Genomic DNA, 24,800 nt, shown 5'->3' on the forward strand with positions numbered 1-24,800 from the left:
AAAGGTGAGCACAAGCGCAGCATCCCCGAGCCCCGCCGAGTCCGATTGGGAAGGCCACCTGAAGGGCTCCATTGCGTACCGGCGCATCCTCGCCGGTCTGGCCCTCGCCGGAGTGGCCACGTTCGCGCAGCTGTACTCCACACAGGCCGTCCTGCCGCTCATGGCGAATGAACTGCACATCACGGCGGCGGAGGCAGCGCTCACGATTTCCTTGGCCACGGTAGGCCTCGCGGCAACGGTGTTGCCTTGGTCCTTCGTTGCCGACAAGATCGGCCGCGTTCGTGCGATGGCCATCGGAATCGCGGCGGCCACCGCCCTAGGCCTGCTCGTCCCCCTGGCCCCGACCTTTCCCCTTGTCCTCGCCCTGAGGGCGCTGGAGGGCATGGCGCTTGGCGGTATTCCAGCGATCGCCATCGCGTACTTGAATGAGGAAGTGAACAAAGTGCACGCCGCACTGGCCGCGGGAAGCTACGTAGCCGGCACCACCCTCGGCGGACTGGCCGGCCGTTTGCTCGCGGGACCCATCGGGGAATTGTGGGGTTGGCGGGCCGCCGCCTTCGCGGTTTCCATCCTTGCGACAGCATCGGCTGCCCTGTTCCTGCTGCTGGTTCCGAAGCCGCGCCGCTTCACTCCAAGTTCCGCCGGAGGTTTCCGTGGGGCCATGAAGACGTTGGCGGCCCATTCTTCCAACCCGCGGCTGCTGGCTCTGTATATTCAAGCGTTCCTGTTGATGGGCGGCTTCGTGGCCGTCTACAACTACCTCGGCTTCCGCCTCCATGCAGCGCCTTTCGGACTGCCCGCCACTGTGGTCAGCCTGATTTTCCTGGCGTATTTGTCCGGTACGGTGAGCTCCCGCTGGGGTGCCGGATTGTCCATGCGCTTCGGCCGCCGCACGGTCATGCTCGCCGGGATAGCGACCATGACGGCCGGCCTTGGACTCACTCTGTGGGACAACATCGCCGCCGTTCTGGCGGGCTTGGTGGTCTTCACCGGCGGCTTCTTCGCCGCGCACAGCATCGGAGCAGGCTGGACCGGGACCATTGCGACGAGCGGCCGCGCGCAAGCCGCGTCGCTGTACAACCTCTCCTACTACCTGGGTTCCAGCATCATCGGCTGGGCCGGCGGACTCGCCTTCCAGGCGTTCGGTTGGACCGCACTCGCCTGGGCGGTCATCGCCCTGGTGTGCACGACGGCGGTGATCACCGCCGTCGTGCACCGGTCCCCGGCGCCGCAACTCGCCGTCGTCGGCTCCTTGGAACCGGCCGGACAGGGAAAGTAGCAGACGCTAGCGGGTCGACTCGATGGCCTGGACCAGGTCATCGATGATGTCGGCCGGATCTTCCAAACCGATGGAGAGCCTGAGCATGCGCGCCTGGGGCTTGGCCTCCGGGGCAACCGGGCGGTGGGTCAGCCCGGCGGGGTGTTGGATCAACGTGTCGATGCCGCCCAGCGACACTGCGTGCGTGATGAGACGGACCGCGCCGGGAATGCGCTCCGCATGCTCGGCTGATTCAAGGTCGAACGAGATCAACGAGCCCGGACCGCCCATCTGCGTACCGACCAAATGCAGAGGATCGCACTCGGGAAGCCCCGGGTAGTACACCTTGGCGACGAGTTCGTGGCTTGCGAGCGCCGCCGCGATCTTGTGGGCGTGGTCCTGCTGGGCACGCACCCGGATGGGAAGGGTGGCCAGGCCCCGGTGCAGCAGGTAGGCGGGCCACGGGGTCAGGATGCCCCCGGTCACGGCACGGACCCGACGCAGCCGAGTGGCCCACTCGGGACCTGTTGCCACCACTCCGCCCATGGCATCGCCGTGGCCGCCCAGGAATTTCGTGGCGCTGTGAAGCACCATCGCGACGCCGTGCTTGAGTGGTTGCTGGAGGATCGGCGTCGCGAAAGTGTTGTCCACGAGAACAGGAACGTCTCCGGCGTCGGCAACCAGGCGGTTAAGGTCCACGAGGTCCAGGCTCGGGTTCGCCGGGGTTTCCACTACCACCAGCCCGGTGTCCGGGCGGAGGGCATCGCGCACGCCGTCGGCCTTGACGAAGGTGACCTGGTTGCCAAGCAGTCCGCTGGCCAGGACGTGGTCCGTGCCGCCATAGAGTGGCCGCACCGCAACCACGTGCGTCTTGCCTTCTGATTGGGAGGCGAGCAGCACTGCGCTGAACGCAGCCATCCCCGAGGCAAAACCGACAGCTTGCGCTGCACCCTCAAGCGCCGCTACGCCGTCTTCGAACCTGGCTACCGTAGGATTCCAGAGACGCTGGTACACCGTGCTCTGACCGTCGAGGGGCACCCCGCCCATGGCCATCTGCTCGTAGGCGAGGCCGCCGTCGTGAACGGAAGGCAAAGGCGCAGTGGTTGAAAGGTCGATGGGAACGGCATGCACGCCCTGCTCCGTGAGTCCTGTCCGGCCCGCGTGAACTGCGAGTGTGTCGATGGCTGTCACTGCTCTCCTTGAATTATTCACCGTTGAATTCGGTCAGTATCTGGCAATAATTCGGAAATTGACAGTGCAAATGAATGCATTGAGCGGAAACTGGCACCTATGATGAATACACAGCACTTTCAGGAGGATCCGTGACCACCACCCCGAAGAACGTTCGGCCCGTCGGCATCAGTGAGCCTTTGGATGCGATCGACGAACGCATCCTCGCGGCTTTGGTTGACGATGCCCGGATCTCCAACAAGCAACTGGCCGAACTCGTCGGAATTGCTCCGTCGACGGCGCTCATGCGCACGCGGTCACTCACCGAACGCGGCATTATCGAGGGTTTCGAAGCCGTGCTGAGCCTCCCGGCAATCGGCCGATCGGTCCAGGCCTTGATCGCCGTGCGCCTGCGCGCCCATGACCGCGACCAGATCGACCGCTTCACGGCCCGGGTTCCCGCTCTCCCTGCGGTGATCTCCACGTTCCACACTTCGGGCTCCGTGGACTATTTGCTGCACATCGCGGTCGCCAACACCGACGACCTCCGCGACTGGGTCCTGGACAACCTCGCGACCGACCCCGTGGTCGGACACACCGAGACCACCTTGGTCTTCGCCCACATCCAGGGCAACCACGGTCCGCTGCCGGAATAGCGGTTGACTTAGCGGCCGATTCGGCCGCTGCCCGGCTCAGTGACGCGGCTCGAGGCCCGAATGTGCGGCCCCCATGGCGTCCTGGCGAAGATCACCTAGTTCCTGCCGGCGCGCGAGCGCCGCTCGCTGCATGGCCAGGTCGACCGGAGGAATGTAGCGCCTCCGCTCGGCCCACGAAACCAGGCCGGTTCCGATTCCGGCGGCTGCCGACTCCAGCATGGAGGGCCGGCGGTAGGTGCCGCATGATGCGGTGGCAGTGCTCATGACTCTTTCCCTTCGGTGGCTGCTGCGTGCGACTTCGCGTCGCGGGATTTCTTGTCTCCGGCCCACGCCGGGACTCCGAGGATCGGGAATGCGTTGAAATGGATCTGCACGGGGCGGGCATCGTCCGCCTCGGGTTCGTTCCGGATTTCCTCCAGAAGATTCCGGGCGAAGGCTTCCATGGACCGGGCATAGCGGCCGAGTTGCTCGGCTGACATCCGGGCATTGGCGGTGTTGACGATGGCCGCGTCGAGCCAGTCTTCGTCCAAGGAATCCATGCCGTGTGCCATGAAGTCGGCGAGGACGGCTTGCCTGCTGCGTTCGAACTCGCGGGTTACCAACCGCGATGCCTCCTGGGTCGCCGGCGAATGTGCCAACTCCGGGGACGTGATCTGGATGGCTCCCCTGGGCCGCTCCCACCACCGCTCCCGCGCCGTCCCTTTGCCTTGGACTTCGTGGACGAAGTCGAACTTGGCGAGTTGCCTCAAGTGGTAGCTCGTAGCGCCACTGGATTCATCGAGGAGTTCGGCCAGGCTACAGGCGGTCTGTGGCCCATAACGCGACAGCATCTCGAGGATCTGAACCCGCAGGGGGTGCGCGAGCGCTTTGAGGGACGCCGTATCGACCTTGCGGACGGGGAATTCCGGCTCTTGAACCTTGTCCATGCCGGAAACGCTACCCTTGCAAAGAAACCTTTGCAATACTTTCTTTGCAAATCAATCTTTGCAAACTTGGACTTCCAGGATGAGCCGTCAGTCAGCCCTTGCGGAGGACCCTGCGGAGGGAGATGACAGCGAGCACCGTCGCTGCAAGCCCGCACACCACAGTGAAATAGCTGGCAGCGGCGCCCAGTCCGATGAACGAAGCGGCCAGGCCCAGCCCGATGACCGGCACAGCGCTGCCAAGGTAGGTGATGACGTAGACAGTGCTGATGATTTGGGCATGCCGGGACGCTTCGACTTTGCCGGCAACGTCGTTGAACACGAGCCGGAAGGCGATCCCCTGCCCAACCCCGGCGGACAGGCTAGCTGCCACCAGCAACACCGGACTGGACAGGGAGGCCGCAGCGCCGACCAGCACAATGGAAACCCCCAGGACCGCCAGCCCAGCGGGCACGGCGAAACGGCCACGGACCTTCAGCAATTGGCTGAGCGCGGACGCTCCGAGCGTCAGTCCGGCCAGCAGACCGGTCATGGGGCGGGAATCGGCGTGCACGACGACGGCGAAGTAGCCGGGCGCGAGCGAAAGGCAGAATCCGAACACGGCAAAGCTGAGGAAGCCGACGCTCGAGGCCAGCCAAAACGCTCCCCTCGCTTCCCGCGATACCGAGGGCCGCCGCGGGGCCAACACGGTGTAGGGGCGCGGGCCTTCCGCAGGGTGAATCGCGGGGCGTGCCTTGAGAAGCCACAGCGGGACCAGCAAGAGGAGCAGGACGGCCGCGTGGATGAAGAACGGCGTTGACGTGGCACCCGGGAGCAGCGAAAGCAGTCCGCCGATGGCGGGACCGGCTGCCACCCCGCCGGAGGAAGACAGCAGAGTGAAGCGGGAGGCCCACTCGGGCCGGGACGGAAGCAATTCACGCAATGCAGCCGAGCTCGCTCCGGTAGCGAGGCCCACGGCAACGCCCTGGAGCATCCGGCCGGCCGAGAGCATCAAGAGGTTGTCAGCGTTTGCGAAAACCAGGCCACCCGCCAAGCCCACCAGGACCGCCAGCACCAGCGCTGCACGCCTGCCGATATGGTCGGACCAGTGGCCGGCGAGCATCAGCACAGCCACGAGTGCCAGGACGTAGCTCGCAAAGGCAATGGTCACGCCCAATGAAGTGATTCCCAGTTCCGCCTGAAGTAGCGGATACAGCGGGCTCGCCAAGTTGGCACCGACCAGCAGTGTGAACATGACGGCGCCGGCCAGGACCAGCCGTGCCGTGGTGGAAGCATCCCAGCCCGAGCGCGCGGCGGTGGCCTGGCGCATGCGCAGTTCGCTAAAGACAGTCATTTCCGTGCCTTCGCCTCAGCGGCCATCACGGAACCTGGCCTTGTGGGCCGGGACTGGACGGCCCAAAATGTTGATGGCAACAGGATGTCGCAAGCCTGCCGGATAGATCAGATTTCCATGAAAGAATTGATCAGAACAGTCAAAATTGATATCCACCAATGACCACAAATGAGCCGGAGTGATGATTTGAACAGCCTCGATCCGACGGACCTGAAGATCCTGCTCGAGCTGATCCGTGATCCCCGGGTTCAGATCGGCGAACTCAGCGAGTCTCTCGGGATTGCGCGCAACACCGCCCAATCGAGGATGCGCCGCTTGGTCCGCTCGGGCGTACTGAACGACGGCGGCCGCGAGGTCGACCTCGAAAAGGTGGGGTACGACGTCGTCGGCTTCGTGACGCTGGAGGTGACCCACCGGGAACTCGACGGCGTGATCGGAGCCCTGCGCCGCATCCCCCAGGTCCTTGAGGTGCATGAAATTTCCGGGCGCGGCGATCTCTTATGCCGCGTGGTGGCCACCGACACTCACAACCTGCAAACCGCTCTTCGCTCCATCCTCAGAACCAAGGGCGTCATCCGCACGGAAACGGTCCTTGCCCTGCACACCCATATCCCCTACCGGACAGAGCCGCTGATCGGCCGGCTCGTGGACGCCGCTGAAACGGCCGGCGCCACCAAACGGGTCAAAACGCAGGTTTCCACTGATTCGCCGGTCAGGGAAGCCGACTAGGATTCCAGAATGGATTGGCTCTCTTCTCTTCAGCACCTCAACTGGCTGGCCATACTCCTGGCCTTCATCTCCAGCATGGTCATCGGATTTGTCTGGTACATGCCGGCGGTCCTCGGCAGACGGTGGATGCAGGCTATCGGCAAGACCGAGGAAGACCTCAAGAAGATCGACGGCGGCGCAAGAATCTGGATCCCCATGATGGTGGCCGCAGCGTTCACAAGCATCCTGTTGGCCGTCCTCATCGGAAAGCTGGACGTGCAGGGAAGCTTGCACGCCGGTTTCTTTGCGCTAGTGATTGCGGTGGTCTTCCGCGTCGGCGGCCACGTCATCCACAACGGTTTCGCAGGCAGGCCGTCCGCCGTGACTCTCATCGACTCCGGCCACGACATCGTGGCGATGACTGTCGCCGGGGCAATCATCGGGGCATTGCAGTAGGGGAGGAGAATAACCTCGTGACCATCATTGACAATGCCGTCTATGTGAACGGCATCCGGACCGCGACTCCGGAAAGCCTTGAGCAAAGCGTCGAAACACTCGCCGCCCATGGCGGAATGGTGTGGATTGGACTGTACCGGCCGGACGAGACGGAAATGGCGGCGGTGGCTGCCGAGTTCGGCCTCCACCTGCTCGCCGTCGAAGACGCCGTCAACGCCCACCAGCGGCCCAAGCTGGAACGCTACGACAACAACCTCTTCACCGTCCTGCGGCCTGCGAGATACGTGGACGCTACCGAGACCGTGGAGTTCGGTGAACTTCATATCTTCACGGGGAGGAACTTCGTAGTCACGGTCCGGCACGCGGAGACGCCCGGGGTGGCCAAGGTCCGTCGCGATCTGGAACAACAACCGGAGCTTCTGCGCCATGGTCCCGAAGCCGTCCTGTACGCACTGTTGGACCGAGTGGTGGACGACTACGGCCCCGTGATCTCGGGCCTGGAAAACGACATCGACGAGATCGAGGACCAGCTCTTCGGCGGCGATCCCCTGGTTTCGCGGCGCATTTATGAACTCGCCCGCGAGGTCATCCAGTTCCAGCGCGCAATCAACCCACTCCCGGAAATGATGGCCTCCCTGAAGCGCGGGTTCGAGAAATACGGAGTCGACATCGAACTGCAGCGCAAACTCCGCGATGTGGAGGACCACGTCGAACAGGTCATATCCCGCGCCAATGGGTTCCGCGACCTGCTCCAAAACGCCCTGACCCTCGATGGGACCTTGACCGCGAACCGGCAAAACGAGGCGAGTGCTGCACAAAACGAACAAACCAAGAAGATCTCCTCGTGGGCCGCGATCTTCTTTGCACCGGCATTCGTTACCGGGCTCTACGGCATGAACTTCGACATCATGCCCGAGCTCCATTGGACGTTCGGCTATCCGATGGCGCTCGGCATGATGGTTGCCGCCGGCTTTGTCATGTATGTCATCTTCAAGCGGAAGAACTGGCTGTAGTGGCTCCCGGACAGGAGGGCTTCAGCAGGGGCAAGATCATTACTCCCGGAACGCCGGCGCAACTCGGAGCCTTCGGTTTGTTCCCGCCGGCGAAGTCGCAAGAGCGGATCCTCACCCCCGCGACGCAACGGCTCACCGTCAAAGCGGCTGACGACATGCTCTGGGTCAGTTTCACGGAATTGTGCGGTGGCGTCATGTCGACGGCGGACTACCTGGCGTTGGCGGAGGACTACGGAACGTGGGTGATCGACGGCGTACCCTCGCCAACGCTGGAGTCGACTGCCGGGTCCGCACCGGCCTGGCAACGGTTCAGCAATGTCGTCGATGTCCTGTACGACCGGGACGTCACGCTGTTCCTGGTGGGCCACGGCCCCTTGGACTGGGACCTGGCCCAGGATCCGGCCCACCGGACCAGCACCCAGCCCGTTGATCTGGCCAGAATTGCGAGGCGCCTGTCGCTCCTGGGCCGGGTGGAAGACTCGACACCTTTTGAAGAAGTCGAGGCCGGGGGCAGCTAAGCATGTCTTCCCCGCAGACACTGAGCGAGGCCGATCGTCGCATCGTGGCAGCTTGGGCCGCGGACTGTGCTGAGCGGGTCCTGATCTTGTTCGAGATGGAGGCCCCCGCAGATGGCCGGCCACGTGATGCCATCGCCCGTACTCGGGCGTTTGCTCACGGTGAACTCGACGCCGCCGGTGAGATTCGCCGGCGCTTCGTTGCTGGCCGGGCCGCGAACGCGGTGAGCTCTCCTGCGGCGGTGGCGGCCGCGCGGGCGGCTGGACAAGCCGCCGGCGTCGCACACATGGGCGCGCACGCTCTCGGCGCAGCCGCCTACGCCGCGAAAGCGGCCGGGCTCGCCGCTCGGGATCAGCCCACGGCAATCTCCGACGAGATCTCCTGGCAACTCGAGCACATGAATGCTCAAGTGAGGGCGGCGCTTCAGCAGTTGCCGCCACTTGGTGAGGACTCAGCGGGCCCGCTCGGTTCCGGACTTCTCTCGTCGGGCCTTCTTGGGTCAATCATTCGGAAGATTCAGGCCGCTTTGGCCAGTGTCTCGCCACAGGAAGGTGTCCCGTAGGCGACCGGACAACGGGACTGCTCAGCGGCTCTAGGCGACCGGCCATAAGATTGCGGAATGACCTTCGCCCAGATTCGTGCGGCATCATGGGCGGCCTAGCTCTGCTCCTGGACTCAAGCACTGCCGCACGCTGAGGGACTCCCAGCCTCCAGGCACCTTGCCTCACGGACACCCTACCGCGAGGGCCGGGCTGGCCGACCAAGGCTGTGATGACGCCGAACGACAACGCCGGGACCCCTTGTCACATAAGGAGTCCCGGCGTCAGAGCAAAAGTTCGTTGTTATACGCGTGACCTGCCGCGGATGAAGTGGAAAATCAGAACGACGACGGCAACAACCAAAAGCAGGTGAATGAGCCCGCCGCCGATGCCGCCGATAAAGCCGAGAAGCCAGAGAACGGCGATAATGATGGCTATCCAAAGCAACATGTGAGTCTCCTTCGTTTGTTCGCGTACCCAGGCCGGCGGCCTAGGGCATTCGTTACTAAGTATACTTACCAATGAGGGTAAGTGGGTGGATCAGTGCGGTTTTTCCATTTGGAAGCCGCACCGGGCCAGGACTGCGGCGACGAAGCCAGCTGTTGTGGACAGGACGCGGGCGCCGCCGCATTTAGCACAGTTGAAGGCGACGGCGAGGGTTTCGCGGCGGCGGTCCATGATGGTGATGGAGTCCACGACGAGGTGCAGATCGGTGTCGCAGGTCGCGCACCAGGGCTGCTTGCCCCGGGGCTGGTGGGCGTCCAACGGGAGGTAGGTGCTCGAGATGGCGCTCATCGGATCAGGCCAGGGCCGGGCAGCTTGCCAGAATGTAGTCGGCGGCCGCCGGGCCCGTCATTCGGAGCCCGCTGCCGGCGGGATGGATGCCTTTGGTCCTCATCGCCGCCAAAAAAACGCTCTGATGATGGTGGCTTCTTCAAGGAATTGGTCGAACTGGATACTAGCCGTATTAGCCATGGGGCCCTTTTTGCAGGTGCGTTGTGTGCTGCCATGGGGCTATAGCAGCGGAGCCCCAATGCGTGCACACGGCACCGGAGCGGTCACCCGGTTCTGTGGAACTCTGCGGCTCGCGCCTGTTGGCGCTGCGGCACCCGAACGTCGTGCCATTGCTCGTCACCCGCCCGCTGTCGACGCCTTTGGGCCTGCGCCCTCTGGGAACGCTGCGCCCGCTTGAGCAGATCCTCTTGTTGCTAATCGACGCAGGGTTCACCCCGGCCGACGCGCTACACGTCTACCGGGCTTACTATGGGTTCCTCTACGGCCACATCCTCAATGAGCTGCAGGAATTCATCGTGGATCCGGACGAAAACGAAGCACTGCTCCGCCTTGGTCTCCATCGTCTGCCGGCGAAAGAATTTCCCCGCCTCCCGCGCGCTTGGCCCCGTTCTTGCGGACTACGACGGCGCGGCCGAACTGGACCAGGGCATCAGCATCCTGCTCGCCGGACTCGCGGCACCCCTCATCCGCGAGAAGACCACCCCAAAGCAGTGACGAGGACACAGCCGCGGTTCGTTTCGAGCCTTCCGGACCTCACCGATCACCGGCGCCCTGTCACACTCGATGCCGAGGGCGCGTCGGCCACGGTCGGCGAAACGCTGAAGCTCAACAATGTGGAACGAAGGATGGGACACGATGGACCTGTGACCACCCATGACGAGCAGCTCTTCCTGGCCTGCATCCACACGAACCCCATCGACGTGCAAATACTCAAGCTGGCCCCGCTTCTTGGCGTCTCCGACTGGTGGTTGACTGCCGGGGCCCTGTTCCAGACCGTTTGGAACGTGCTGGAAGGGAAAGATCCCCAAGCCGGCATCCGAGATTACGACCTGTTCTACTTCGACGAAGACACCTCCTACGCTGCGGAAAACGCCGTGATTCTGCGGGCGCGTGAGCTGTTCAAGGACCTGGGAGTCGACGTCGAAGTCCGCAACGAAGCACGCGTACACCTTTGGTACGAGGAGCACTTCGGGGTTCCGGCGACCCCCTTCACCAGCACCACCGATGCGGTGGATCATTTCGCGGCGAAGACCTGCTGCTTCGCGATCACCTCAGATGAGGCCGGCACCCTCAGAACGTACGCCCCACATGGCTACGATGACCTGTTCGCCCGGAAGATTGTGCCGAACCCGATGCTCGCCCCTCAGGATGTGTACGAGGCGAAGACCAGACGCTGGAGGACGGAATGGCCCACGCTGACGGTGCTCCCGTGGCCGGCATGAGTTGTACGTGCAGAGCGAGGTTCTTTCTATCGGTGGCCGGTTTGGCGTTCGGAAGAGCGCTATGGCGTCGGACCGCGTCTGTCACAGCACGACACCAGGCCGCGTGTTCATCCATTCGGCCCGAAGTATTGAAAATACCTCCTTGTCGTAACGCCTGGTCGTAGACCCAGCTACTGCGGAGAACGCCGTCCGAACGCATGCGCAGTCGCTGCGCGACAACGGTGTCGGCGACAAAGGTCGGTCCGACCCACGGTCGGATGTGGTCTCGTGCCCTGCTCATATGCTCGGCAAACTCGCCGGCGTGCCATGTCTCGAGAGGCTTCAAGACGACCCCGTCTCGCACGATCGTTTCAAACACAGTCTCTCCAAAAGTTTTCCAGTGTTTGGTTGCCACTGGGTATCGGTGATTTCTCGGACGTGTTCGGCTCAGAACAACAAGACCAGCCCGACGCCGGCTGCCGCGGCTCCGACGCATGCCGCCATAGTGCCCACTCCGTTGAGGAGGGCCAGGCCGGTCCGGCCGGCCTGGACAAGCCGGACGGTCTCCAGGCTTGCCGTACTGAACGTCGTGTATCCGCCAAGGAACCCTGTCCCGAGAATCAGCTGGAGGGATTCTGGAGCCTGATGTGCCATGACCAGCCCCGCCAGGATCCCCATGAGCAGCGAACCGGAAAGGTTGATGAAGATCGTGCCCAGCGGCAACGCAGTCCGGGCCCAGGAACGGACCACCCCATCCACCACGAAGCGGAGGGCCGCACCTGCGCCGCCCGCGAGCGCTATGAGAAGGAGGGTCATGTCCGGGCCTTCGGCGTCCGGTGGTTGGACCTGTGCCGGAGCGCCCCAAGCCAAATACCCAGGGTCGTGGCCGCGACGCCGCCTAACAGGCTGGCTGCCAGGTACCACATGGCGTCCATCCCGCGTCCTGCTCCGAAGAGATGCACCGAGTCCAGCGCCAAGGTGCTATAGGTGGTGAAGGCCCCAAGGAAACCACTTCCGATGCCCAAACGGGCAATCCGGCGGAGGCCGGCGTCGGGCCCGCTCCGTGCGAGCGCCTCGAGCAGCCAGCCAAGCGCCAACGCGCCGGATAGATTGATAAGCAGCGTGGGTAGCGGCCACGCGTTTGGCGCAGGAAGGGCCATGCCGAACCCGTAGCGGCTCAAAGCGCCCAGGATTCCGCCGGCCGCGACGAGCAGAACGAACCGCCCGTGCAAGTGGAGCGGGCGGTGCGGGTTCCGGTCCGGTGGCGCCGTCTGGGCTTTGGCTCCCGGCGGTGCGGTGCTGCTTTCCTTCATTGATCCCTGCTTGGGTCGTGACGGCCCAAGGGAACCATGAGCACGGGGCAGTTTTGGCGATGCGCCAAATGCAAGGCTACCGATCCAGTGACCAGTCCTTCAAACTTCGGGCCGAGGCCGTGTTCCTTGGTTCCCACGACGATCATGGAAGCGTTGATACTCGCCGCATATCGGCCTAGAGACCGGGCAGGTTCGCCGGCGAGGGTCACGAAGGTCCACTTTAAACCCGTTCCGTCGAGCTGATCCGCGATCCGGGACCGGAGCGCCTCCGAGATGGCCGCGGCGTCGTCGTCGATTCCGTCGGGATCGATCGGCTGGGCCGCCAGATGCCCATCCCGGTCCCCTGCCGCCGGGAAGCTCGTGACATCGGCGAAGGCCAGGACCAGTTCCAACCCGGCGCTGAGCGCTACTTCCGCGGCTTTCTCGATCACCGCGACGGGCTGGTGCGGAAGCACCCCTGCCAGCACGGGACCGGTCATGCGGGCCGGGCTGCCCTTGGCCGGCGGCACGTCCTCGCCGCGGGGGTTGATCATGGGGTCCTCCAAATGTCCGGGTTGTCACGATGCGGGTTCTTCAATCTTGCTCCAGTATGGGCTTCTGCGACTGGCGTTGTCCCAAGCGCTACGCGAGAATGTCGATATGTGCGGTCGGTTCAGTGTCGGTTTCGAAGCAGACTATCTCTCGAGGAAGCTCGGTGCCGTGCTGCGCGGTGATACCGACTACCCCTCGCCGACGCTCCAGATCAACCCGACTGACCCCGTGGTCTTTCTGCGGGGACGGGCCGGGGACGGTTCGGTCGGGCGCGAGCTCGCGGCCGGGCGGTGGGGCTTGGTTCCGACATTCTCCAAGTCCTTCGATTCGAAGGTACCCACCTGGAATGCGCGCTCGGAAACCGCCGGGGCAATCCCGGTGTTCAGGGCGTCCCTGCCCAAGTGGCGGGCGGTCGTTCCTGCCTCTGCCTACTACGAGTGGAAGAAATCGGGTCCCGGCCGCAAAGATCCCAAGCAGCGCTACATCGTCGAACCGAAGGATGAGCTGATTACCTTCGCGGGACTGTTTGCGCCATGGCGGGACGAGAGCATCGAGGACAAGTCCGCGCCCGGCGCATGGCGTTTGTCCTGCTCGATCCTGACCATGGATTCCCCTCCCGAGGGCGTTCACGAGCGGCTCCACAATTTGCATGACCGGATTCCGGTTCCGATCTCTGCGGACATGATCGACGATTGGATCGACCCCAAGGAAACCAGGGGCCAGGCCTTGTTGGACGCCGTGCTGGGCGAGGCGTACGGCTTGTCGTCGGCGTGGACAATGAGGCCCGTGGAACTCGTCGAAGACAACACCAGGTTGGTGGACGTCGCGAACCCGGCTGCCTGACTCAACGCTCGTAGCGCAGTTCGGCCCTCACGTCCGTATCCTTTAGCCACGTCATTCTCGTGGCCGATCCGAAGGGATTCGGCCACCACTGGACCAGGACCTTGCCTTCCGACGTCCGGGTGACCATGGCCGGAACATATTGAAGGTACTTCGGCCAAACGAGCTTGGCGATAACAGGCACCCTTGAAACGGTCGATAACGGTTCCGTTTGCCGCGGAGGCGGGGCGCCGACTGAATTCAACGGCGCGGGGTATTCGGGCTGGTCAGGCATGCCCGAATACTACTGCGAGGCATCGACAATATGGAGGTCAGGAAATTCGAACCCCATAGCTCCATCATTACGGCCACCGGGCATGCGACGGCCAGTCCCCCATGCAGCTGGGAAATGGCCGCCGCTGGCTAAAGCCGCGCTAAAGCCGGGTGTCGAAGGAGTCGCAGAACACGTTCTCGTTGAACGTTCCTTGGAACTCGGACTTGCCCTGGATTTTCTGGATGGTAGCCCGAATGGCCTCGCGAGTCCCAGCGTGGGCATTGATGGCCGTCTTGACCATCGGTACATCGATCAAGTGGTTCGGCTGGTTCAGCGAAACGAACACCGTGGGGACTTCCGTGACGTACCACGGGATTTCGGCCGCCATGGGGCTGGACCACTTGATGCGGATCGCCGCCTCTTGGGCAAAGCCCAACACGCAAGCGAAGACGAACGCGGCATCGTACTTGTCCGCATAATCGCCGGTGGCTTCGTCGGAGATGACGCTCATGAAGTTCACCCCCGCCTCCCCCGCGGCTTCACGCTGCTCCGCCGTCTTAAAGAGGTGGACCTCGAAACCGGCGATTTCAAGTTCCTCCTTGACCGTATCCAGATAGGCCAGCGGATCCGCCCGGGTGAAATCGGAACCGCCGGAGATGCCGTACAGGCGAATGCGCTTATGCGTTTCCGGTGTGATCGGCAGGTTGCCGGCAGTGTCCTTGATCAACGTGACGGTCTTGTCGGCGATTTCGGCAGCGACGGCGAGGTGCGCCTCGCTGCCGATCAGCCGCAGGGCCTCCGCGGGCGGAACCAGCTCCGCGCCCGGCTTTTTGTGCAGCCCCAGGCTGGCCTTCAGCCCCAGAATCCGGCGCAGCGCGTCATGCAGTCGCTGATCGCTGATCACACCTGATTTGTAGCCGTCCAACATGTACTGGAAGTCCTCCGCCGGGTTGCGGAAGAACAGGAACATGTCGCAGCCCGCGGCGATGGTGGCAGGAACAAGGTCCTTGCGCTTCTTGGCCTGGGTGAGGCCGACCATTTGCGATGCATCAGTGAGGATAAGTCCGTTGAAGCCGAGTTCGCCACGGAGCAAGTCCTGGAGAAGCTCCGGAGCGAGGGTGGCGGGCAGGATGTCCCTGTCCTCCGTCCCCGGACGGAAATGCCGCGTGAGTTCGGGCGCCCCGATGTGTCCGACCATGATCGACTGGACCCCGTGGCCGATCATTTCCCGGTAAACGTGCCCGTAGCTGGAATTCCACTCCGCGTACCCGAGCGTGTTGTACGAAGTGACCACGTGCTGGTCGCGTTCGTCCACGCCGTCGCCCGGGAAATGCTTGATGGCACAGACAGTAGGCGATTCGCTGATGCCGTCGAAATACTCCTTGGCGCGCTCCACCACGATTTCCGGAGTGTTGCCGAACGCCCGGGTGGAGATGACCGTGTTGCGCCAGTTGTAGTGGATGTCCACGATCGGCGCGAAGGCCCAATTACAGCCCAAAGCCGCGGTTTCCACGCCGGCCACCTGGCCCATTTTCCGGGCGATGGACTTGTCCGGGTGGGAACCCGCCTGGAGGTGGGTCGACACGAATGTTCCGTCGTCGCAGCTTCCAGCTCCTCCCATTTCCGGGTTGGAGGCCACCAGAAGCGGGATGCGTGTTTTGGACTGGGCATAGCGGATGTGTTCCTGGACAGCGGCGGACGGGCCCGGCCGGTACCGCATGCCACCAACGTGATAGTTCTCCAGCACACCGTCGAGGTACTCAGGGGAGTAATCGTTGTTGTGATTGATGAAGAGCTGCCCGATTTTTTCCTCGAGGCTCATGCCACGGATGGTGGAATCCACCCACGCAACGGCGTCGTCGTCGAGATTGAACGGCGCCGCCTGGAGGTCGACGTCGAACTGCCGCGCCTGGGTGCCCGCGGTACCGGCAGGGCTGATGCCCGCCTGAGCTTTGGAACCTGCGACGGCCGCAATCCCGGCCAGCGCTTCCGCGACCACCTCGCTGACCGGGACGGCGATGTCCACGACGAAACCTGCCTCGTCGGCGTCGAGCGGTTCCAGGGTGGCGAGCTGTGAGTCCAGCAGCGCGGGCGGCATGAAGTGGCCGGAGCGGCCCTCTGTCCGTTCCCTCAGCACCTCTTTGCTGCCATGCAGGTGCAGGAAGACGGTGTCGGGCGCTTTCTCACGGATGGCGTCACGGTAGCTGCGCCGGAGGGCGGAGCAGGCGAGAACCAGCCCGCCGTCGCCGGCGTTGGCGAGTTCGGTGCCGACCGTCGCGAGCCACGGCCAGCGGTCTTCATCGGTGAGCGGGGTTCCGGCGGCCATTTTGGCGACGTTTTCCACAGGGTGGAGCGAATCGCCGTCGAGGAACGGAACTCCCAGCGCCCGGGCCACGAGGTCTCCGATGGTTGTCTTGCCGCAGCCGGAGACGCCCATCACCACAATGCGCCGCGGCTTTTCCGCGGCGGCGGTGGACTCGCCAGCCATGCCCACGTTCCTACCAGTCATGGACGGTGCCGTCCACGAGGCGGTTGTAGGGCAGGTAGGCCTGCTGGTACGGGAAGGAGTTGGCGGCTTCCTCGTTGAATTCGACGCCGAGGCCCGGCTTGTCGCCCGGGTGCAGGTAGCCGTCGGTGAAGGTCATGGACTGCTCGAACACCGTGTTGGTCTTGTCCGAGTGCTGCATGTACTCCTGGATACCGTAGTTGTGGATGGCCAGGCCCACATGCAGCTGCGCGGCGAAACCGACAGGGGAAATGTCGGTGGGGCCGTGGAAGCCGGACTTGATTTGGTACTGCGCGGCGAAGTCCATGACCTTTTTCAGCGGCGAAATTCCGCCGAAGTGCGTGGACGCGGCCCGCACGTAGTCGATCAGCTGTTCTTTGATGAGCGTCTGGAAGTCATAGACCGTGTTGAAGATTTCGCCGATGGCCAGCGGCGTGGTGGTGTGCTGGCGGACCAGGCGCAGCCCCTCCTGGTTTTCGGCCGGGGTGCAGTCTTCGAGCCAGAACAAGTCGTACGGTTCCAGGGCCTTGCCGAGCTTGGCTGCCTGGATGGGGGTCATGCGGTGGTGGCCATCGTGCAGCAGCGGGATTTCCGGGCCGAATTCGTTGCGCACCGCTTCGAAGACGGTGGGCAGGTGGCGTAGGTAGGCGCGGGTGTCCCAGTCCTCTTCCTGCGGGAACGCACCGCGGCCGGCGGGCTCGTAGTCGTAGCGCTCACCCGAGGCCTGCGCCTGGGCGGCCACGCCATAGACGGCCTTGATACCCGGAATGGCGGTCTGGATACGGATCGACTTGTAACCGAGCTCCAGATGCTCCCGGACCGAGTCGAACAAGGACGGGATGTCCGCGCCCGAGGCGTGGCCGTACGCGCGGAGCCCGTTGCGGGAGGCTCCGCCCAGGAGCTGGTAAACCGGCAGTCCGGCGACCTTGCCCTTGATGTCCCACAGGGCCATGTCGACGGCGGCGATGGCGGCCATGGTGACCGGGCCGCGGCGCCAGTACGAGCTGCGGTACAGGAACTGCCAGGTGTCCTCGATGCGGTGCGGGTCCTTGCCGATCAGCAGCTGCGCAACGTGTTCCTTCAAGTACGCGGCCACCGCGAGTTCACGGCCGTTCAGGGTCGCGTCGCCGATGCCGGTCACGCCGTCCTCGGTGGTGATCCGCAAGGTCACGAAGTTCCGGGTAGGGCTGGTCACGAAGACTTCAGCAGCAATGATTTTCACAGCTGGTCCTTTCAGGGTTGCTGATCGAGGGCTGGCCTGGCCCGGATGCGACGTGCACCACAGGGCGGGTAAAGACGATCTTAGGATGGATGACAATTATTGGCAACCGGTTGCAGTATTATTTCGTCGAGATTTTTTCTGGCCCAGCGATTACCGCGGCGGTTTCCGCGGCCGCCCGCTCGGCGGGGGTTGCGGCTGCGCCCTCCGCGCTAACTGGCTCCTCGCCGGATGTTTCCAGGGAACGGCGCGCCTTGATCTCGCCCAGGATCTGGGCGTGGAACGCGTCAGTCAACTTGTACTTGGCCATGACGACAATCGCGAGGATGGTCATGATGGCGGGCAGCGCGCCTGCGGCAAATTGGATGGCCTGCAGGGATCCGGCGCTGTGCGTAGTGCCGGACTTGTAGCCGCCGGCCGCGAGTGCGTATGCAGCAAGAGCGCCGCCGACGGCTTGGCCAGTCTTGCGGGTGAAGGAGAACAGCGCGTAGGTGATGCCCTCAGTCCGGACACCGGTCTTCCATTCGCCGTATTCCACGGTATCTGCCTCCAAGGCCCACACCACGATGTTGACGGCCATGACGCCAAGCATGCTCAGGAGCAGACCGGAGAATCCAACCCAGACCATGGAGGCCGGAGCAAGGAAGACGATTGCGCCACCGATGATGGCGAGGAAACCGGCAGCCACATAGATGGTCTTCTTGCCGAAGTTTCGGACCAGCCTCGGCATGAGCGGAGCGAGGGCAAAGGTCACCGCCAGCTGGACGATGGAGAGGACCGCATAGAGATCCAGCCGCCCGAGGACGTCGCGCAAGTAATACAGCTGCACCGACGACAGCGCCATGTAGCCGGTCAGGAAGAGGAAGGAGCTCAGGCACAGCATGAGCAGGGGACGGTTTGTCTTAAGTGTCGCCATGCTTTGCTTGAAGGAAACCTTGGGCACCGCACGGTGGACCCGCTCCTTGGCGGTCAGGAACGTGAAGAAGTACAGCGCTGCGCCGATCACGACGAAGACCAGAGTGATGATGGTGAACGTGGACTGCAGGTTTGCGCCGGGCTTGATGAGCGGAGCAACGAAGATGCCCAACGCAGAACTGACCAAAAGAGCGCCGACCATGCGGGCTGAACCCAGCTTGGCTCGCTCCCCCGGTTCTTGTGTCATCGCGCCGGCCAGCGAACCGTACGGGATGTTCACCAGCGAGTAAGCCAGGCCGAGGGCCGCGTATGTCACGTAGGCGTAGAGCAACATCCCTGTTTCGCCGACTTGCGGAATGGAGAAGGCCGCGACGCTCAGAAGCAGCAATGGGATCGAGCCGAACATGATGAACGGGCGGAATTTTCCGAAGCGCTTGCTGTAGGCGCGGTCAACCAGTCGTCCGGCGAAGACATCGGCGAAAGCGTCGAAGATCCTCACGGTAAGCAACAGGGTGCCGGCGGCCGCCGCGGATATGCCCGCGACGTCGGTGTAGTAGACAAGGAGGAACATGGTGGCAGTAGTGAAGGCAAGGTTGTTGGCGGCGTCGCCAGCCCCATAGCCGAGGATGCTGAGTTTGCTGAGCTTGTTCATTGCGGGCTCCTTTACCCTTGCCGGTACCCCAAGTTCCGGCTTGCGATGATGGAAAAGCTTCGGCCGAAACCAGGCCAGAAATTGTTGAAGCTTGATGTAATCCTAATCACCCTGGCAACCATTCGGCAAGCGGTTGCCAAATGTTTCCATAGAAACTTTTCAACGTCAGTGCAGTCTCAACGCCCGCTCAGAAGAAGCGAGCGAGCGTTGGGGGGGAAGTGCCATATATGTGAGCGAGCGTTGGGGGAAAGGGCCGTTATAGGTGAGCGAGCGTCGGGGGAAAGTGCCATATAAGCGAGCGAGCATCGGGGGAAAGTGCCATATAAGCGAGCGAGCGTTGGGGGGAAGTGCCATATAGGTGAGCGAGCGTCGGGGGGAAGTGCCATATAGGTGAGCGAGCGTTGGGGGGAAGTGCCATATAGGTGAGCGAGCGTCGGTCCTGCCCAACGCCCGCTCACATATGGCGGGTGTCTGGCAAACGCTCGCTCACTTGCCAGGGCCAAAACGACGGCGCCCGTTGCCTTCACGGAAGGCAACGGGCGCCGTCGAAAGTGCCTGTCGGATTAGCTGAGGTTTCCAGCGACCGCGAAGGTCTCGGCCAAACCCTCAACGAGGTCCACGATCGCCGAGTCGGCAACCAGGTCGGGATCCACGAGGCGGAGCAGAGCCTCGAGCCGTGCACGGCCCGTGAGGAGGTTCGCAGCAGCGATCTCTGCCGCCTGCGGGTCCTGGAGACCTGTTGCCGTGGCAGTGTAGGCAGTCCAGGCCGCGATCATCCGAGCAGCCGCTTGGCCGCTACGGCCCGCGGCGCGCTCGGCGCGGAGCACCGGCAGCGCCCGCATGCGCAGCTTGGTGCTGCCGTCCATGGCTATCTGGGCCAGATGGTGGGCGATCCGGGAATTCCCGAAGCGTTCCAGCAGGGCAGCCCGGTACTCGGGGATGCGCAAGTCATCACCGTGCAGGCTGGCGGCGGCCTCATCCCAGAAGTCCTCTACCGCCCGTCGGCAGGAATCGTCGGCGAGGGCTTCGGCCACGGTCTTGTGTCCGCGCAACTGGCCGGCATAGGCGAGGAGCGAGTGTGCGCCGTTGAGGAGCCATAGCTTGCGGTTTTCGTACGGCTCGATCTCGTCCACGAAAACGGCGCCGGCGTCTTCCCAGTGCGGGCGTCCCGCGGGAAAGTCTCCGCTGAGGACCCAGTTGCGGAAGGGCTCGGCGACCACGGGCGATTCGTCCCGGTATCCGCAGGCTGCAGCGACGGCGTCGATATCGGCGTCGGTGGTCCGCGGCGTGATGCGGTCAACGGAGGTACTGACGAAACTGACGTTGGCGTCGATCCAGGCAGCGAGTCCGGCGTCGAACGCTTTGGCCATCCCCATCACGGCGCTTCTCGCAACGCTCCCGTTGTTGGAGAGGTTGTCGCAGCAGACGACGGCGAGTGGACCGGCGTCGGCGTCGCGGCGCGCGGCGAGGCCCAGCACCAAGCGGCCCAGCGGCGTCGTCGGCTTGCCGGAAGGAGAGCCGCCAGAGAGCACGGCGAGGTCCGCGACGACGTCGGGCGCCTGGTTGTCCAACTTGCCGTCGGCCCCAAGCCGGTAGGCGGCCTCAGTAATGGTGAGCGTGATGAGCGAAGTCAGCGGCGCTGCGACAACTTCGACAAAACGCTCGACGTCGGCACCGTCGACGGCCTCGACGATGCTGCCGATGACTTCGAAAGAATCACCCGCATCCGAACGCTCCACCACGGTGTACAGGCCGTCCTGGGCGGCCAGGACCTCTGCGGCATCCGGGCGGCGGCCAGTGAAGGAGGCAATGCCCCACTCAGCCGCGTCGCCTGCATGCTGGGTGTACCAGGCCTGGTGTGATCGGTGAAAGGCTCCCAGTCCCATGTGCACGATGCGCACCGGGGCTTTGCGAATTGGCTTGATGGCACGGCTCAAGCGGGGAAGATCCGCAGTTTGCTCGGGTTCGTTGCTCACAGCTTGAAGACCCTTCGGGGTGAGGAGTCGACGACGTCGACGATGATTTCATGGGCTCGGTCTTCGCTGACACGGTGCTCGGCCACGAGGCGGGCGAGGAAGGACGCTTCGATCCGGCGGGAGGCATCGTGCCGGGCCGGGATGGAGCAAAACGCGCGGGTGTCGTCGATGAAGCCCGAGGACCGGGAGAAGCCGGTTGTCTCGGTAACGGCGGAGCGGAAGCGGAGCATGGCATCCGGTGCATCGAGGAACCACCACGGAGCGCCGAGGTAGACGGAGGGGTAGAACCCAGCCAGCGGCGCCAGTTCGCGGGAGAACACCGTCTCGTCCAGGGTGAACAGCACCAGGTGGAAGTCCTTGACCGTCCCGAAGTCCTGGAGAAGTGGCCGGATGGCTTCGGTGTAGTTGGTGGCAAACGGGATGTCGTGGCCGGTGTCCGCACCGAAGGCGTCGAAGGTGGGCTGGTGGTGGTTGCGGAAGGAACCCGGGTGGATCGTCATGACCAGGCCGTCTTCGACGGACATCCTGGCCATCTGGTACATCATGTGGGCTTCGAAGGTGTTGCGGTCCTCGGCCGTGGCCTTGCCGGCGCGCGCAAGCTCGAAGATCCGCTCGGCGTCGCTCCGGTCCAGCTTGAGCGTCGCCGGAGTGAGGACGCCGTGGTCCGCGGAGACTGCGCCATGGTCCACGAAATAACGACGGCGGTTTTCCAGGGCCTTGAGGTAGCCGGTGTAACCGGTTGCGCCGTCGCCGGCGGAATCGACAAGCCGCTCGACGTTGGTACTCCACGCGGGGTGGGCGATGTTCAGGTAGGCATCCGGACGGAAGGTCGGCAGCACGCGGCCGTTGAAGGAGGGGTCCTCGGCGATGGCCTTGTGGCTGGCCAGGCTGTCCAGGGGATCGTCTGTGGTGGCGAGGACTTCGATGTTGAAGTCCTTGAAGAGCTGGCGGGGACGGAAATCAGGCTCGACGAGCTTGGCGGCAATGGCGTCGTAGCTGGCGTCGGCAGGCATCTCGCCAAGGTCCGCGCCGAGCTTGAACACGCTGTCGAACTGCGTACGCAACCAGTACCCGGAGGCAGTGCCTTCGAAGAGGGGCCAGGCCTGGACGAAAGTCCGCCAGATCTCCCGGGATTCGGAAGGGTTGGCGCCTCCCGAGAGCAGCTTACCCATGGGGACTCCGCTGGCGTGGATCAGCCGGGTGACGTAGTGGTCCGGGCTGACCAGCAGCGCGGCCGGATCAGGGAACGGCGTGTTGTGCTCGATGACGGCGGCGTCAACGTGGCCGTGCGGAGAGATGATGGGCAGGTCCCGGACGCGCTCCAGAAGGGAGCGCGCAATGCTGCGCGTCCCGGGATCCGCGGGCAGGAGCCGGTCAGGATTGGCTGCGATCGACTGTGACATAGGTCAATTTTCAGTCGGAAGAATCAATCTGTCAACCGGTTGCCATCTATTGCCATGTCGTTGCAACTCCCCCCGGGGATCGCTTGAGCTACGCGATCAGCCGTCCGCTGGAGCCGCGCACCACGAGCTCCGTGTCCACGCGAACTGCTTCCGCGGGCCCATCCTGGCCGAGCAACATGTCCAACAGGAGGGCGGCAGCGCGGGAACCGCACTCCCCCAACGGCGACCTCACGGTGGTGAGCGCCGGCGTCGTGAAGTCTGCCCCGAAGATGTCGTCGAAACCCACAATGCTGATCTGATCCGGGACGTGTATGCCTGCGGCCTGAAGCTCCTGCATGAGGCCTATGGCGAGGAGATCGTTGTAGGTGATCACCGCCGTCGCACCACTCGCCAGGACGTCGCGCGCTACTTGGCGGCCGCCGTCGACGGTCGGCTTGGACGATTCCAAGCGGACCGCCCCCAATTTGTACCAATCGCAGGCAGCTTGGACGCCTTCCCAGCGGCGGCGCGACATCCAGGACTGCGGCGGCCCCGCAACATAAGCGAGCTGCTGGTGGCCGTTGGCGGCGAGGCTCCGCACGGCCTGGCTAATCCCCTTGTTGACGTCCGGGACCACGCATGGCACTCCCTCTATTTCGCGGTTGATCACTACCACCGGCTTGTCCGCGGCCAGGGCACGGATCTTTTCGTCGTCCATGCGCGGACTCGCCAAAATGAGGCCGTCCACCGTGCTCAACATCCTGCGGGCCGCAATCAGTTCGGTTTCAGGAGACTCTGCAGACTCGGCCAGCACCAGGGTGTAGTCCCGGGCGGACCCCGTGGTCTCCGCACCGCGGATGATGTCGAAAAACGTCGGGTTGGTGATATCCGCGACGATCAGTCCGATGGTCTGGGTACGGCCGGTGGGAAGTGCCCGGGCGAAGGGGTTCACCTGGTAGTTCAGCTGCCCGGCAGCATCCTCGATGATCTTCTGGGTCTTGGCACTGACCCTGCCCGGTTTGCTCAGCGCTCGGGAGACCGTCGACGGGTTGACTCCTGCGAGCCTCGCGATGTCGTAGATGGTGGGCGAGGATTTCTCCCCGCGTCCGCGCTTGGCGGGGGAAGTTGCTGCTCCGGAATTCGTCGCTTCAGTCACGGCTCAATCGTAATCTGGCTTGGCAACAAAAGCAGGACGGTTGCCAAACCATTCGCTCGGCGACCGCCCTGCTTGAGTGCCCTGCTGACGCGCCGTGCTAACTAGGAGCGCTCGGCGAACTTGCCTTCTTCGCTGATGCGCTTGTTGAGCTCGCGCATGTACTCTTCCTCGTCGAAGTCGAGCGGGACTTCCCTGCCGGTCCAGCTCGACAGGTGGATGGCGTTGGCCAGCCGGACGCCTTTGATGCCGTCCGATCCGGGTGCCAACAAAGGAGTGCCGTCCAGGATGTTGGCTGCGAAGTTCTCCAGGACGCCCGCGTGCTGTCCGCCCCAGGCCGACTCGAACTCGATGACCTCGGTGGTGTAGTAGTCCTCGGCCTTCAACTCGCCCATGAAGAGCTTGCGGACATCGTCCATGTCCATTCCGTCGCTGAGTTCGCGCTCGGGCTTGACCAGGCGGGTGACCGTGGCGGTCTTGCTGTTTTCCACCACGATCTTGCCCTGATCACCCAGGATCTCGAAGCGGTCCGTGCCCACGAGGTCGTGCGTGGCCGTAACGAAGACGCCGGTGGCGCCGTTACCGTAGTCCACGACGGCGGTGACCTCGTCTTCGACGGCGATGTCCCGGCGGAATCCGTACGCCACCTTGGCATAGACGGACTTCGGCACGCCGCAGATCCACTGCCACAGATCGAGCTGGTGGGGTGCCTGGTTGACCAGGACGCCGCCGCCTTCGCCGCCCCACGTGGCGCGCCATTCGCTGGAGTTGTAGTAGCCCTGCGGACGCCACCAATTGGTGATGATCCAGTTGGTGCGTCGGATGGCACCGATCTCGCCGTTGTCGACGATCTCCTTCAGCTTCTTGTAGAGCGGGTTGTTGCGCTGGTTGAACATGATCCCGAAGGAAAGCTCGGGTTTGGAGGCCGCGAACTCATTGAGCTCCTTGACCTGCTTGGTGTAGACGCCGGCCGGCTTCTCCACGAGGGCATGGATATTGTGCCGCAGCGATTCGATGCCCATTTCCGGGTGCAGGTAATGCGGCACGCACGTGACGATCGCATCGACGTCGCCGCTTTCCAGCATGGCGATGTAGTCGTCATAGAAAGGCGCATCGGGGTACCGGGAAGCTGCCAGTTCCTTCTTTGCAGGATCGGTGTCGCAAATGGCGCCGATCACCATGTTCGGGACCATTCCGTCGGTGATGAACTTGGCGTACGTGCCGCCCTGCTGGCCCAGGCCGATGATGCCAAGGCGTACTTTCTTGCTCATG

The 24,800-nt window shown here is 63.7% G+C and carries 26 protein-coding genes and 1 pseudogene; 10 read left to right on the top strand and 17 right to left on the bottom strand.

The features are described from left to right. Nucleotides 1-4: 4 nt before the first annotated feature. Nucleotides 5-1,279 (top strand): MFS transporter, encoded by a 1,275-nt coding sequence (locus ABEA18_RS09900; protein ID WP_345449179.1) that lies wholly within the window; start codon nt 5-7, stop codon nt 1,277-1,279. A 6-nt stretch (nt 1,280-1,285) separates the two neighbouring features. Here the strand turns inward: ABEA18_RS09900 and ABEA18_RS09905 are convergent, their stop codons facing one another. Then, on the bottom strand, nt 1,286-2,449 hold the full coding sequence (locus tag ABEA18_RS09905; RefSeq protein ID WP_345449180.1) for a trans-sulfuration enzyme family protein: 1,164 nt from the start codon (nt 2,447-2,449) through the stop codon (nt 1,286-1,288). 131 nt (nt 2,450-2,580) lie between these two features. On the opposite strand from ABEA18_RS09905, the gene ABEA18_RS09910 reads away from it, so the two are divergent. Then, nucleotides 2,581-3,084: an Lrp/AsnC family transcriptional regulator gene (locus ABEA18_RS09910; RefSeq protein ID WP_345449181.1), complete on the top strand. Its 504-nt coding sequence runs from the start codon at nt 2,581-2,583 to the stop codon at nt 3,082-3,084. Nucleotides 3,085-3,120: 36 nt separating this feature from the next. On the opposite strand, the gene ABEA18_RS09915 is transcribed toward ABEA18_RS09910, so the two are convergent. The 3 genes from ABEA18_RS09915 to ABEA18_RS09925 all read right to left on the bottom strand — a co-directional run bounded on the left by ABEA18_RS09915 (nt 3,121) and on the right by ABEA18_RS09925 (nt 5,340). Beyond that, complete coding sequence (locus ABEA18_RS09915; RefSeq protein WP_345449182.1) at nt 3,121-3,348, bottom strand: 2-nitropropane dioxygenase; 228 nt, start codon at nt 3,346-3,348, stop codon at nt 3,121-3,123. Next, complete coding sequence (locus tag ABEA18_RS09920; RefSeq protein ID WP_345449184.1) at nt 3,345-4,010, bottom strand: ArsR/SmtB family transcription factor; 666 nt, start codon at nt 4,008-4,010, stop codon at nt 3,345-3,347. The genes ABEA18_RS09915 and ABEA18_RS09920 overlap by 4 nt, the downstream gene beginning before the upstream one ends. Before the next feature lie 91 nt (nt 4,011-4,101). Next, on the bottom strand, nt 4,102-5,340 hold the full coding sequence (locus ABEA18_RS09925) for an MFS transporter (RefSeq protein ID WP_345449185.1): 1,239 nt from the start codon (nt 5,338-5,340) through the stop codon (nt 4,102-4,104). Nucleotides 5,341-5,508: 168 nt separating this feature from the next. Between ABEA18_RS09925 and ABEA18_RS09930 the strand changes: the two genes are divergently transcribed. From ABEA18_RS09930 to ABEA18_RS09950, 5 genes are read left to right on the top strand one after another with little or no spacing between them, the layout of a single operon-like run. Next, the gene (locus ABEA18_RS09930) at nt 5,509-6,069 is read left to right on the top strand and encodes an Lrp/AsnC family transcriptional regulator (RefSeq protein ID WP_345449186.1); all 561 of its coding nucleotides are present in this window, start codon (nt 5,509-5,511) and stop codon (nt 6,067-6,069) included. Nucleotides 6,070-6,078: 9 nt separating this feature from the next. Then, on the top strand, nt 6,079-6,504 hold the full coding sequence (locus ABEA18_RS09935; RefSeq protein WP_345449187.1) for a DUF1761 domain-containing protein: 426 nt from the start codon (nt 6,079-6,081) through the stop codon (nt 6,502-6,504). Between the two features lie 17 nt (nt 6,505-6,521). After that, on the top strand, nt 6,522-7,517 hold the full coding sequence (corA, locus tag ABEA18_RS09940) for a magnesium/cobalt transporter CorA (RefSeq protein WP_345449188.1): 996 nt from the start codon (nt 6,522-6,524) through the stop codon (nt 7,515-7,517). Then, nucleotides 7,517-8,035, top strand: coding sequence for an AFG1/ZapE family ATPase (zapE, locus tag ABEA18_RS09945; RefSeq protein ID WP_345449190.1), 519 nt, complete (start codon nt 7,517-7,519; stop codon nt 8,033-8,035). Before corA ends, zapE begins: the two co-directional genes overlap by 1 nt. Nucleotides 8,036-8,037: 2 nt before the next feature. Then, nucleotides 8,038-8,595 (top strand): putative immunity protein, encoded by a 558-nt coding sequence (locus tag ABEA18_RS09950; protein ID WP_345449192.1) that lies wholly within the window; start codon nt 8,038-8,040, stop codon nt 8,593-8,595. Between the two features lie 280 nt (nt 8,596-8,875). Here ABEA18_RS09950 and ABEA18_RS09955 read toward each other — a convergent pair whose 3' ends face one another. Both ABEA18_RS09955 and ABEA18_RS09960 read right to left on the bottom strand, forming a co-directional pair. Further along, complete coding sequence (locus tag ABEA18_RS09955) at nt 8,876-9,022, bottom strand: lmo0937 family membrane protein (RefSeq protein ID WP_345449193.1); 147 nt, start codon at nt 9,020-9,022, stop codon at nt 8,876-8,878. A 90-nt stretch (nt 9,023-9,112) separates the two neighbouring features. Then, the gene (locus ABEA18_RS09960; protein ID WP_345449194.1) at nt 9,113-9,367 is read right to left on the bottom strand and encodes a hypothetical protein; all 255 of its coding nucleotides are present in this window, start codon (nt 9,365-9,367) and stop codon (nt 9,113-9,115) included. Between the two features lie 293 nt (nt 9,368-9,660). On the opposite strand from ABEA18_RS09960, the pseudogene ABEA18_RS09965 reads away from it, so the two are divergent. Both ABEA18_RS09965 and ABEA18_RS09970 read left to right on the top strand, forming a co-directional pair. Beyond that, nucleotides 9,661-10,081 (top strand): annotated as a pseudogene (locus tag ABEA18_RS09965) (TetR/AcrR family transcriptional regulator C-terminal domain-containing protein); the annotation flags it as partial. Further along, nucleotides 10,078-10,809, top strand: coding sequence for a nucleotidyltransferase family protein (locus tag ABEA18_RS09970; protein ID WP_345449195.1), 732 nt, complete (start codon nt 10,078-10,080; stop codon nt 10,807-10,809). The pseudogene ABEA18_RS09965 and the gene ABEA18_RS09970, both read left to right, overlap by 4 nt. Before the next feature lie 426 nt (nt 10,810-11,235). Here ABEA18_RS09970 and crcB read toward each other — a convergent pair whose 3' ends face one another. The 3 genes from crcB to ABEA18_RS09985 are packed head-to-tail and all read right to left on the bottom strand — an operon-like array spanning nt 11,236 to nt 12,634. Next, nucleotides 11,236-11,604 carry a fluoride efflux transporter CrcB gene (crcB, locus tag ABEA18_RS09975; RefSeq protein ID WP_345449196.1) on the bottom strand — a complete coding sequence of 123 codons (369 nt, stop codon included), beginning with the start codon at nt 11,602-11,604 and terminating at the stop codon, nt 11,236-11,238. Next, nucleotides 11,601-12,101 carry a fluoride efflux transporter FluC gene (locus tag ABEA18_RS09980; RefSeq protein ID WP_345449197.1) on the bottom strand — a complete coding sequence of 167 codons (501 nt, stop codon included), beginning with the start codon at nt 12,099-12,101 and terminating at the stop codon, nt 11,601-11,603. Before ABEA18_RS09980 ends, crcB begins: the two co-directional genes overlap by 4 nt. Then, nucleotides 12,098-12,634, bottom strand: a complete 537-nt coding sequence (locus tag ABEA18_RS09985; RefSeq protein ID WP_345449198.1) for a universal stress protein — start codon at nt 12,632-12,634, stop codon at nt 12,098-12,100. The genes ABEA18_RS09980 and ABEA18_RS09985 overlap by 4 nt, the downstream gene beginning before the upstream one ends. 106 nt (nt 12,635-12,740) lie before the next feature. Between ABEA18_RS09985 and ABEA18_RS09990 the strand changes: the two genes are divergently transcribed. Then, nucleotides 12,741-13,475 (top strand): SOS response-associated peptidase, encoded by a 735-nt coding sequence (locus ABEA18_RS09990; protein ID WP_345449199.1) that lies wholly within the window; start codon nt 12,741-12,743, stop codon nt 13,473-13,475. A gap of 1 nt (nt 13,476) precedes the next feature. Here the strand turns inward: ABEA18_RS09990 and ABEA18_RS09995 are convergent, their stop codons facing one another. The 8 genes from ABEA18_RS09995 to ABEA18_RS10030 form a co-directional block, all read right to left on the bottom strand. Beyond that, nucleotides 13,477-13,746, bottom strand: coding sequence for a hypothetical protein (locus ABEA18_RS09995; RefSeq protein WP_148667388.1), 270 nt, complete (start codon nt 13,744-13,746; stop codon nt 13,477-13,479). Between the two features lie 139 nt (nt 13,747-13,885). Beyond that, complete coding sequence (locus tag ABEA18_RS10000) at nt 13,886-16,213, bottom strand: gluconokinase, GntK/IdnK-type (RefSeq protein ID WP_345449200.1); 2,328 nt, start codon at nt 16,211-16,213, stop codon at nt 13,886-13,888. Between the two features lie 10 nt (nt 16,214-16,223). Next, on the bottom strand, nt 16,224-17,453 hold the full coding sequence (manD, locus tag ABEA18_RS10005; protein WP_059387443.1) for a D-mannonate dehydratase ManD: 1,230 nt from the start codon (nt 17,451-17,453) through the stop codon (nt 16,224-16,226). A 118-nt stretch (nt 17,454-17,571) separates the two neighbouring features. After that, nucleotides 17,572-19,017 carry a glucuronide transporter gene (gene uidB / locus ABEA18_RS10010; RefSeq protein WP_345449201.1) on the bottom strand — a complete coding sequence of 482 codons (1,446 nt, stop codon included), beginning with the start codon at nt 19,015-19,017 and terminating at the stop codon, nt 17,572-17,574. A gap of 563 nt (nt 19,018-19,580) precedes the next feature. After that, nucleotides 19,581-20,903 (bottom strand): mannitol dehydrogenase family protein, encoded by a 1,323-nt coding sequence (locus tag ABEA18_RS10015; protein ID WP_345449268.1) that lies wholly within the window; start codon nt 20,901-20,903, stop codon nt 19,581-19,583. A gap of 86 nt (nt 20,904-20,989) precedes the next feature. Further along, nucleotides 20,990-22,396: a glucuronate isomerase gene (gene uxaC, locus ABEA18_RS10020; RefSeq protein WP_345449202.1), complete on the bottom strand. Its 1,407-nt coding sequence runs from the start codon at nt 22,394-22,396 to the stop codon at nt 20,990-20,992. Between the two features lie 88 nt (nt 22,397-22,484). Then, nucleotides 22,485-23,531 (bottom strand): LacI family DNA-binding transcriptional regulator, encoded by a 1,047-nt coding sequence (locus tag ABEA18_RS10025; RefSeq protein ID WP_345449203.1) that lies wholly within the window; start codon nt 23,529-23,531, stop codon nt 22,485-22,487. A gap of 101 nt (nt 23,532-23,632) precedes the next feature. Next, nucleotides 23,633-24,799 (bottom strand): Gfo/Idh/MocA family protein, encoded by a 1,167-nt coding sequence (locus tag ABEA18_RS10030; RefSeq protein WP_345449204.1) that lies wholly within the window; start codon nt 24,797-24,799, stop codon nt 23,633-23,635. Nucleotide 24,800: the final 1 nt, after the last annotated feature.

Origin of the sequence: Arthrobacter gyeryongensis (genome assembly GCF_039543785.1) — a bacterium.
Taxonomy (GTDB): domain Bacteria; phylum Actinomycetota; class Actinomycetes; order Actinomycetales; family Micrococcaceae; genus Arthrobacter; species Arthrobacter gyeryongensis.

What these genes read in the sequence shown, in the direction of transcription:
- ABEA18_RS09915 (WP_345449182.1), bottom strand. Translation starts at nt 3,348, where the DNA reads ATGAGCACTGCCACCGCATCATGCGGCACCTACCGCCGGCCCTCCATG.
- ABEA18_RS09920 (WP_345449184.1), bottom strand. Translation starts at nt 4,010, where the DNA reads ATGGACAAGGTTCAAGAGCCGGAATTCCCCGTCCGCAAGGTCGATACG.
- ABEA18_RS09925 (WP_345449185.1), bottom strand. Translation starts at nt 5,340, where the DNA reads ATGACTGTCTTTAGCGAACTGCGCATGCGCCAGGCCACCGCCGCGCGC.
- ABEA18_RS09930 (WP_345449186.1), top strand. Translation starts at nt 5,509, where the DNA reads ATGAGCCGGAGTGATGATTTGAACAGCCTCGATCCGACGGACCTGAAG.
- ABEA18_RS09935 (WP_345449187.1), top strand. Translation starts at nt 6,079, where the DNA reads ATGGATTGGCTCTCTTCTCTTCAGCACCTCAACTGGCTGGCCATACTC.
- ABEA18_RS09950 (WP_345449192.1), top strand. Translation starts at nt 8,038, where the DNA reads ATGTCTTCCCCGCAGACACTGAGCGAGGCCGATCGTCGCATCGTGGCA.
- ABEA18_RS09955 (WP_345449193.1), bottom strand. Translation starts at nt 9,022, where the DNA reads ATGTTGCTTTGGATAGCCATCATTATCGCCGTTCTCTGGCTTCTCGGC.
- ABEA18_RS09960 (WP_345449194.1), bottom strand. Translation starts at nt 9,367, where the DNA reads ATGAGCGCCATCTCGAGCACCTACCTCCCGTTGGACGCCCACCAGCCC.
- crcB (WP_345449196.1), bottom strand. Translation starts at nt 11,604, where the DNA reads ATGACCCTCCTTCTCATAGCGCTCGCGGGCGGCGCAGGTGCGGCCCTC.
- ABEA18_RS09980 (WP_345449197.1), bottom strand. Translation starts at nt 12,101, where the DNA reads ATGAAGGAAAGCAGCACCGCACCGCCGGGAGCCAAAGCCCAGACGGCG.
- ABEA18_RS09985 (WP_345449198.1), bottom strand. Translation starts at nt 12,634, where the DNA reads ATGATCAACCCCCGCGGCGAGGACGTGCCGCCGGCCAAGGGCAGCCCG.
- ABEA18_RS09990 (WP_345449199.1), top strand. Translation starts at nt 12,741, where the DNA reads ATGTGCGGTCGGTTCAGTGTCGGTTTCGAAGCAGACTATCTCTCGAGG.
- ABEA18_RS09995 (WP_148667388.1), bottom strand. Translation starts at nt 13,746, where the DNA reads ATGCCTGACCAGCCCGAATACCCCGCGCCGTTGAATTCAGTCGGCGCC.
- ABEA18_RS10000 (WP_345449200.1), bottom strand. Translation starts at nt 16,213, where the DNA reads ATGGCTGGCGAGTCCACCGCCGCCGCGGAAAAGCCGCGGCGCATTGTG.
- uidB (WP_345449201.1), bottom strand. Translation starts at nt 19,017, where the DNA reads ATGAACAAGCTCAGCAAACTCAGCATCCTCGGCTATGGGGCTGGCGAC.
- ABEA18_RS10015 (WP_345449268.1), bottom strand. Translation starts at nt 20,903, where the DNA reads ATGGGACTGGGAGCCTTTCACCGATCACACCAGGCCTGGTACACCCAG.
- uxaC (WP_345449202.1), bottom strand. Translation starts at nt 22,396, where the DNA reads ATGTCACAGTCGATCGCAGCCAATCCTGACCGGCTCCTGCCCGCGGAT.
- ABEA18_RS10030 (WP_345449204.1), bottom strand. Translation starts at nt 24,799, where the DNA reads ATGAGCAAGAAAGTACGCCTTGGCATCATCGGCCTGGGCCAGCAGGGC.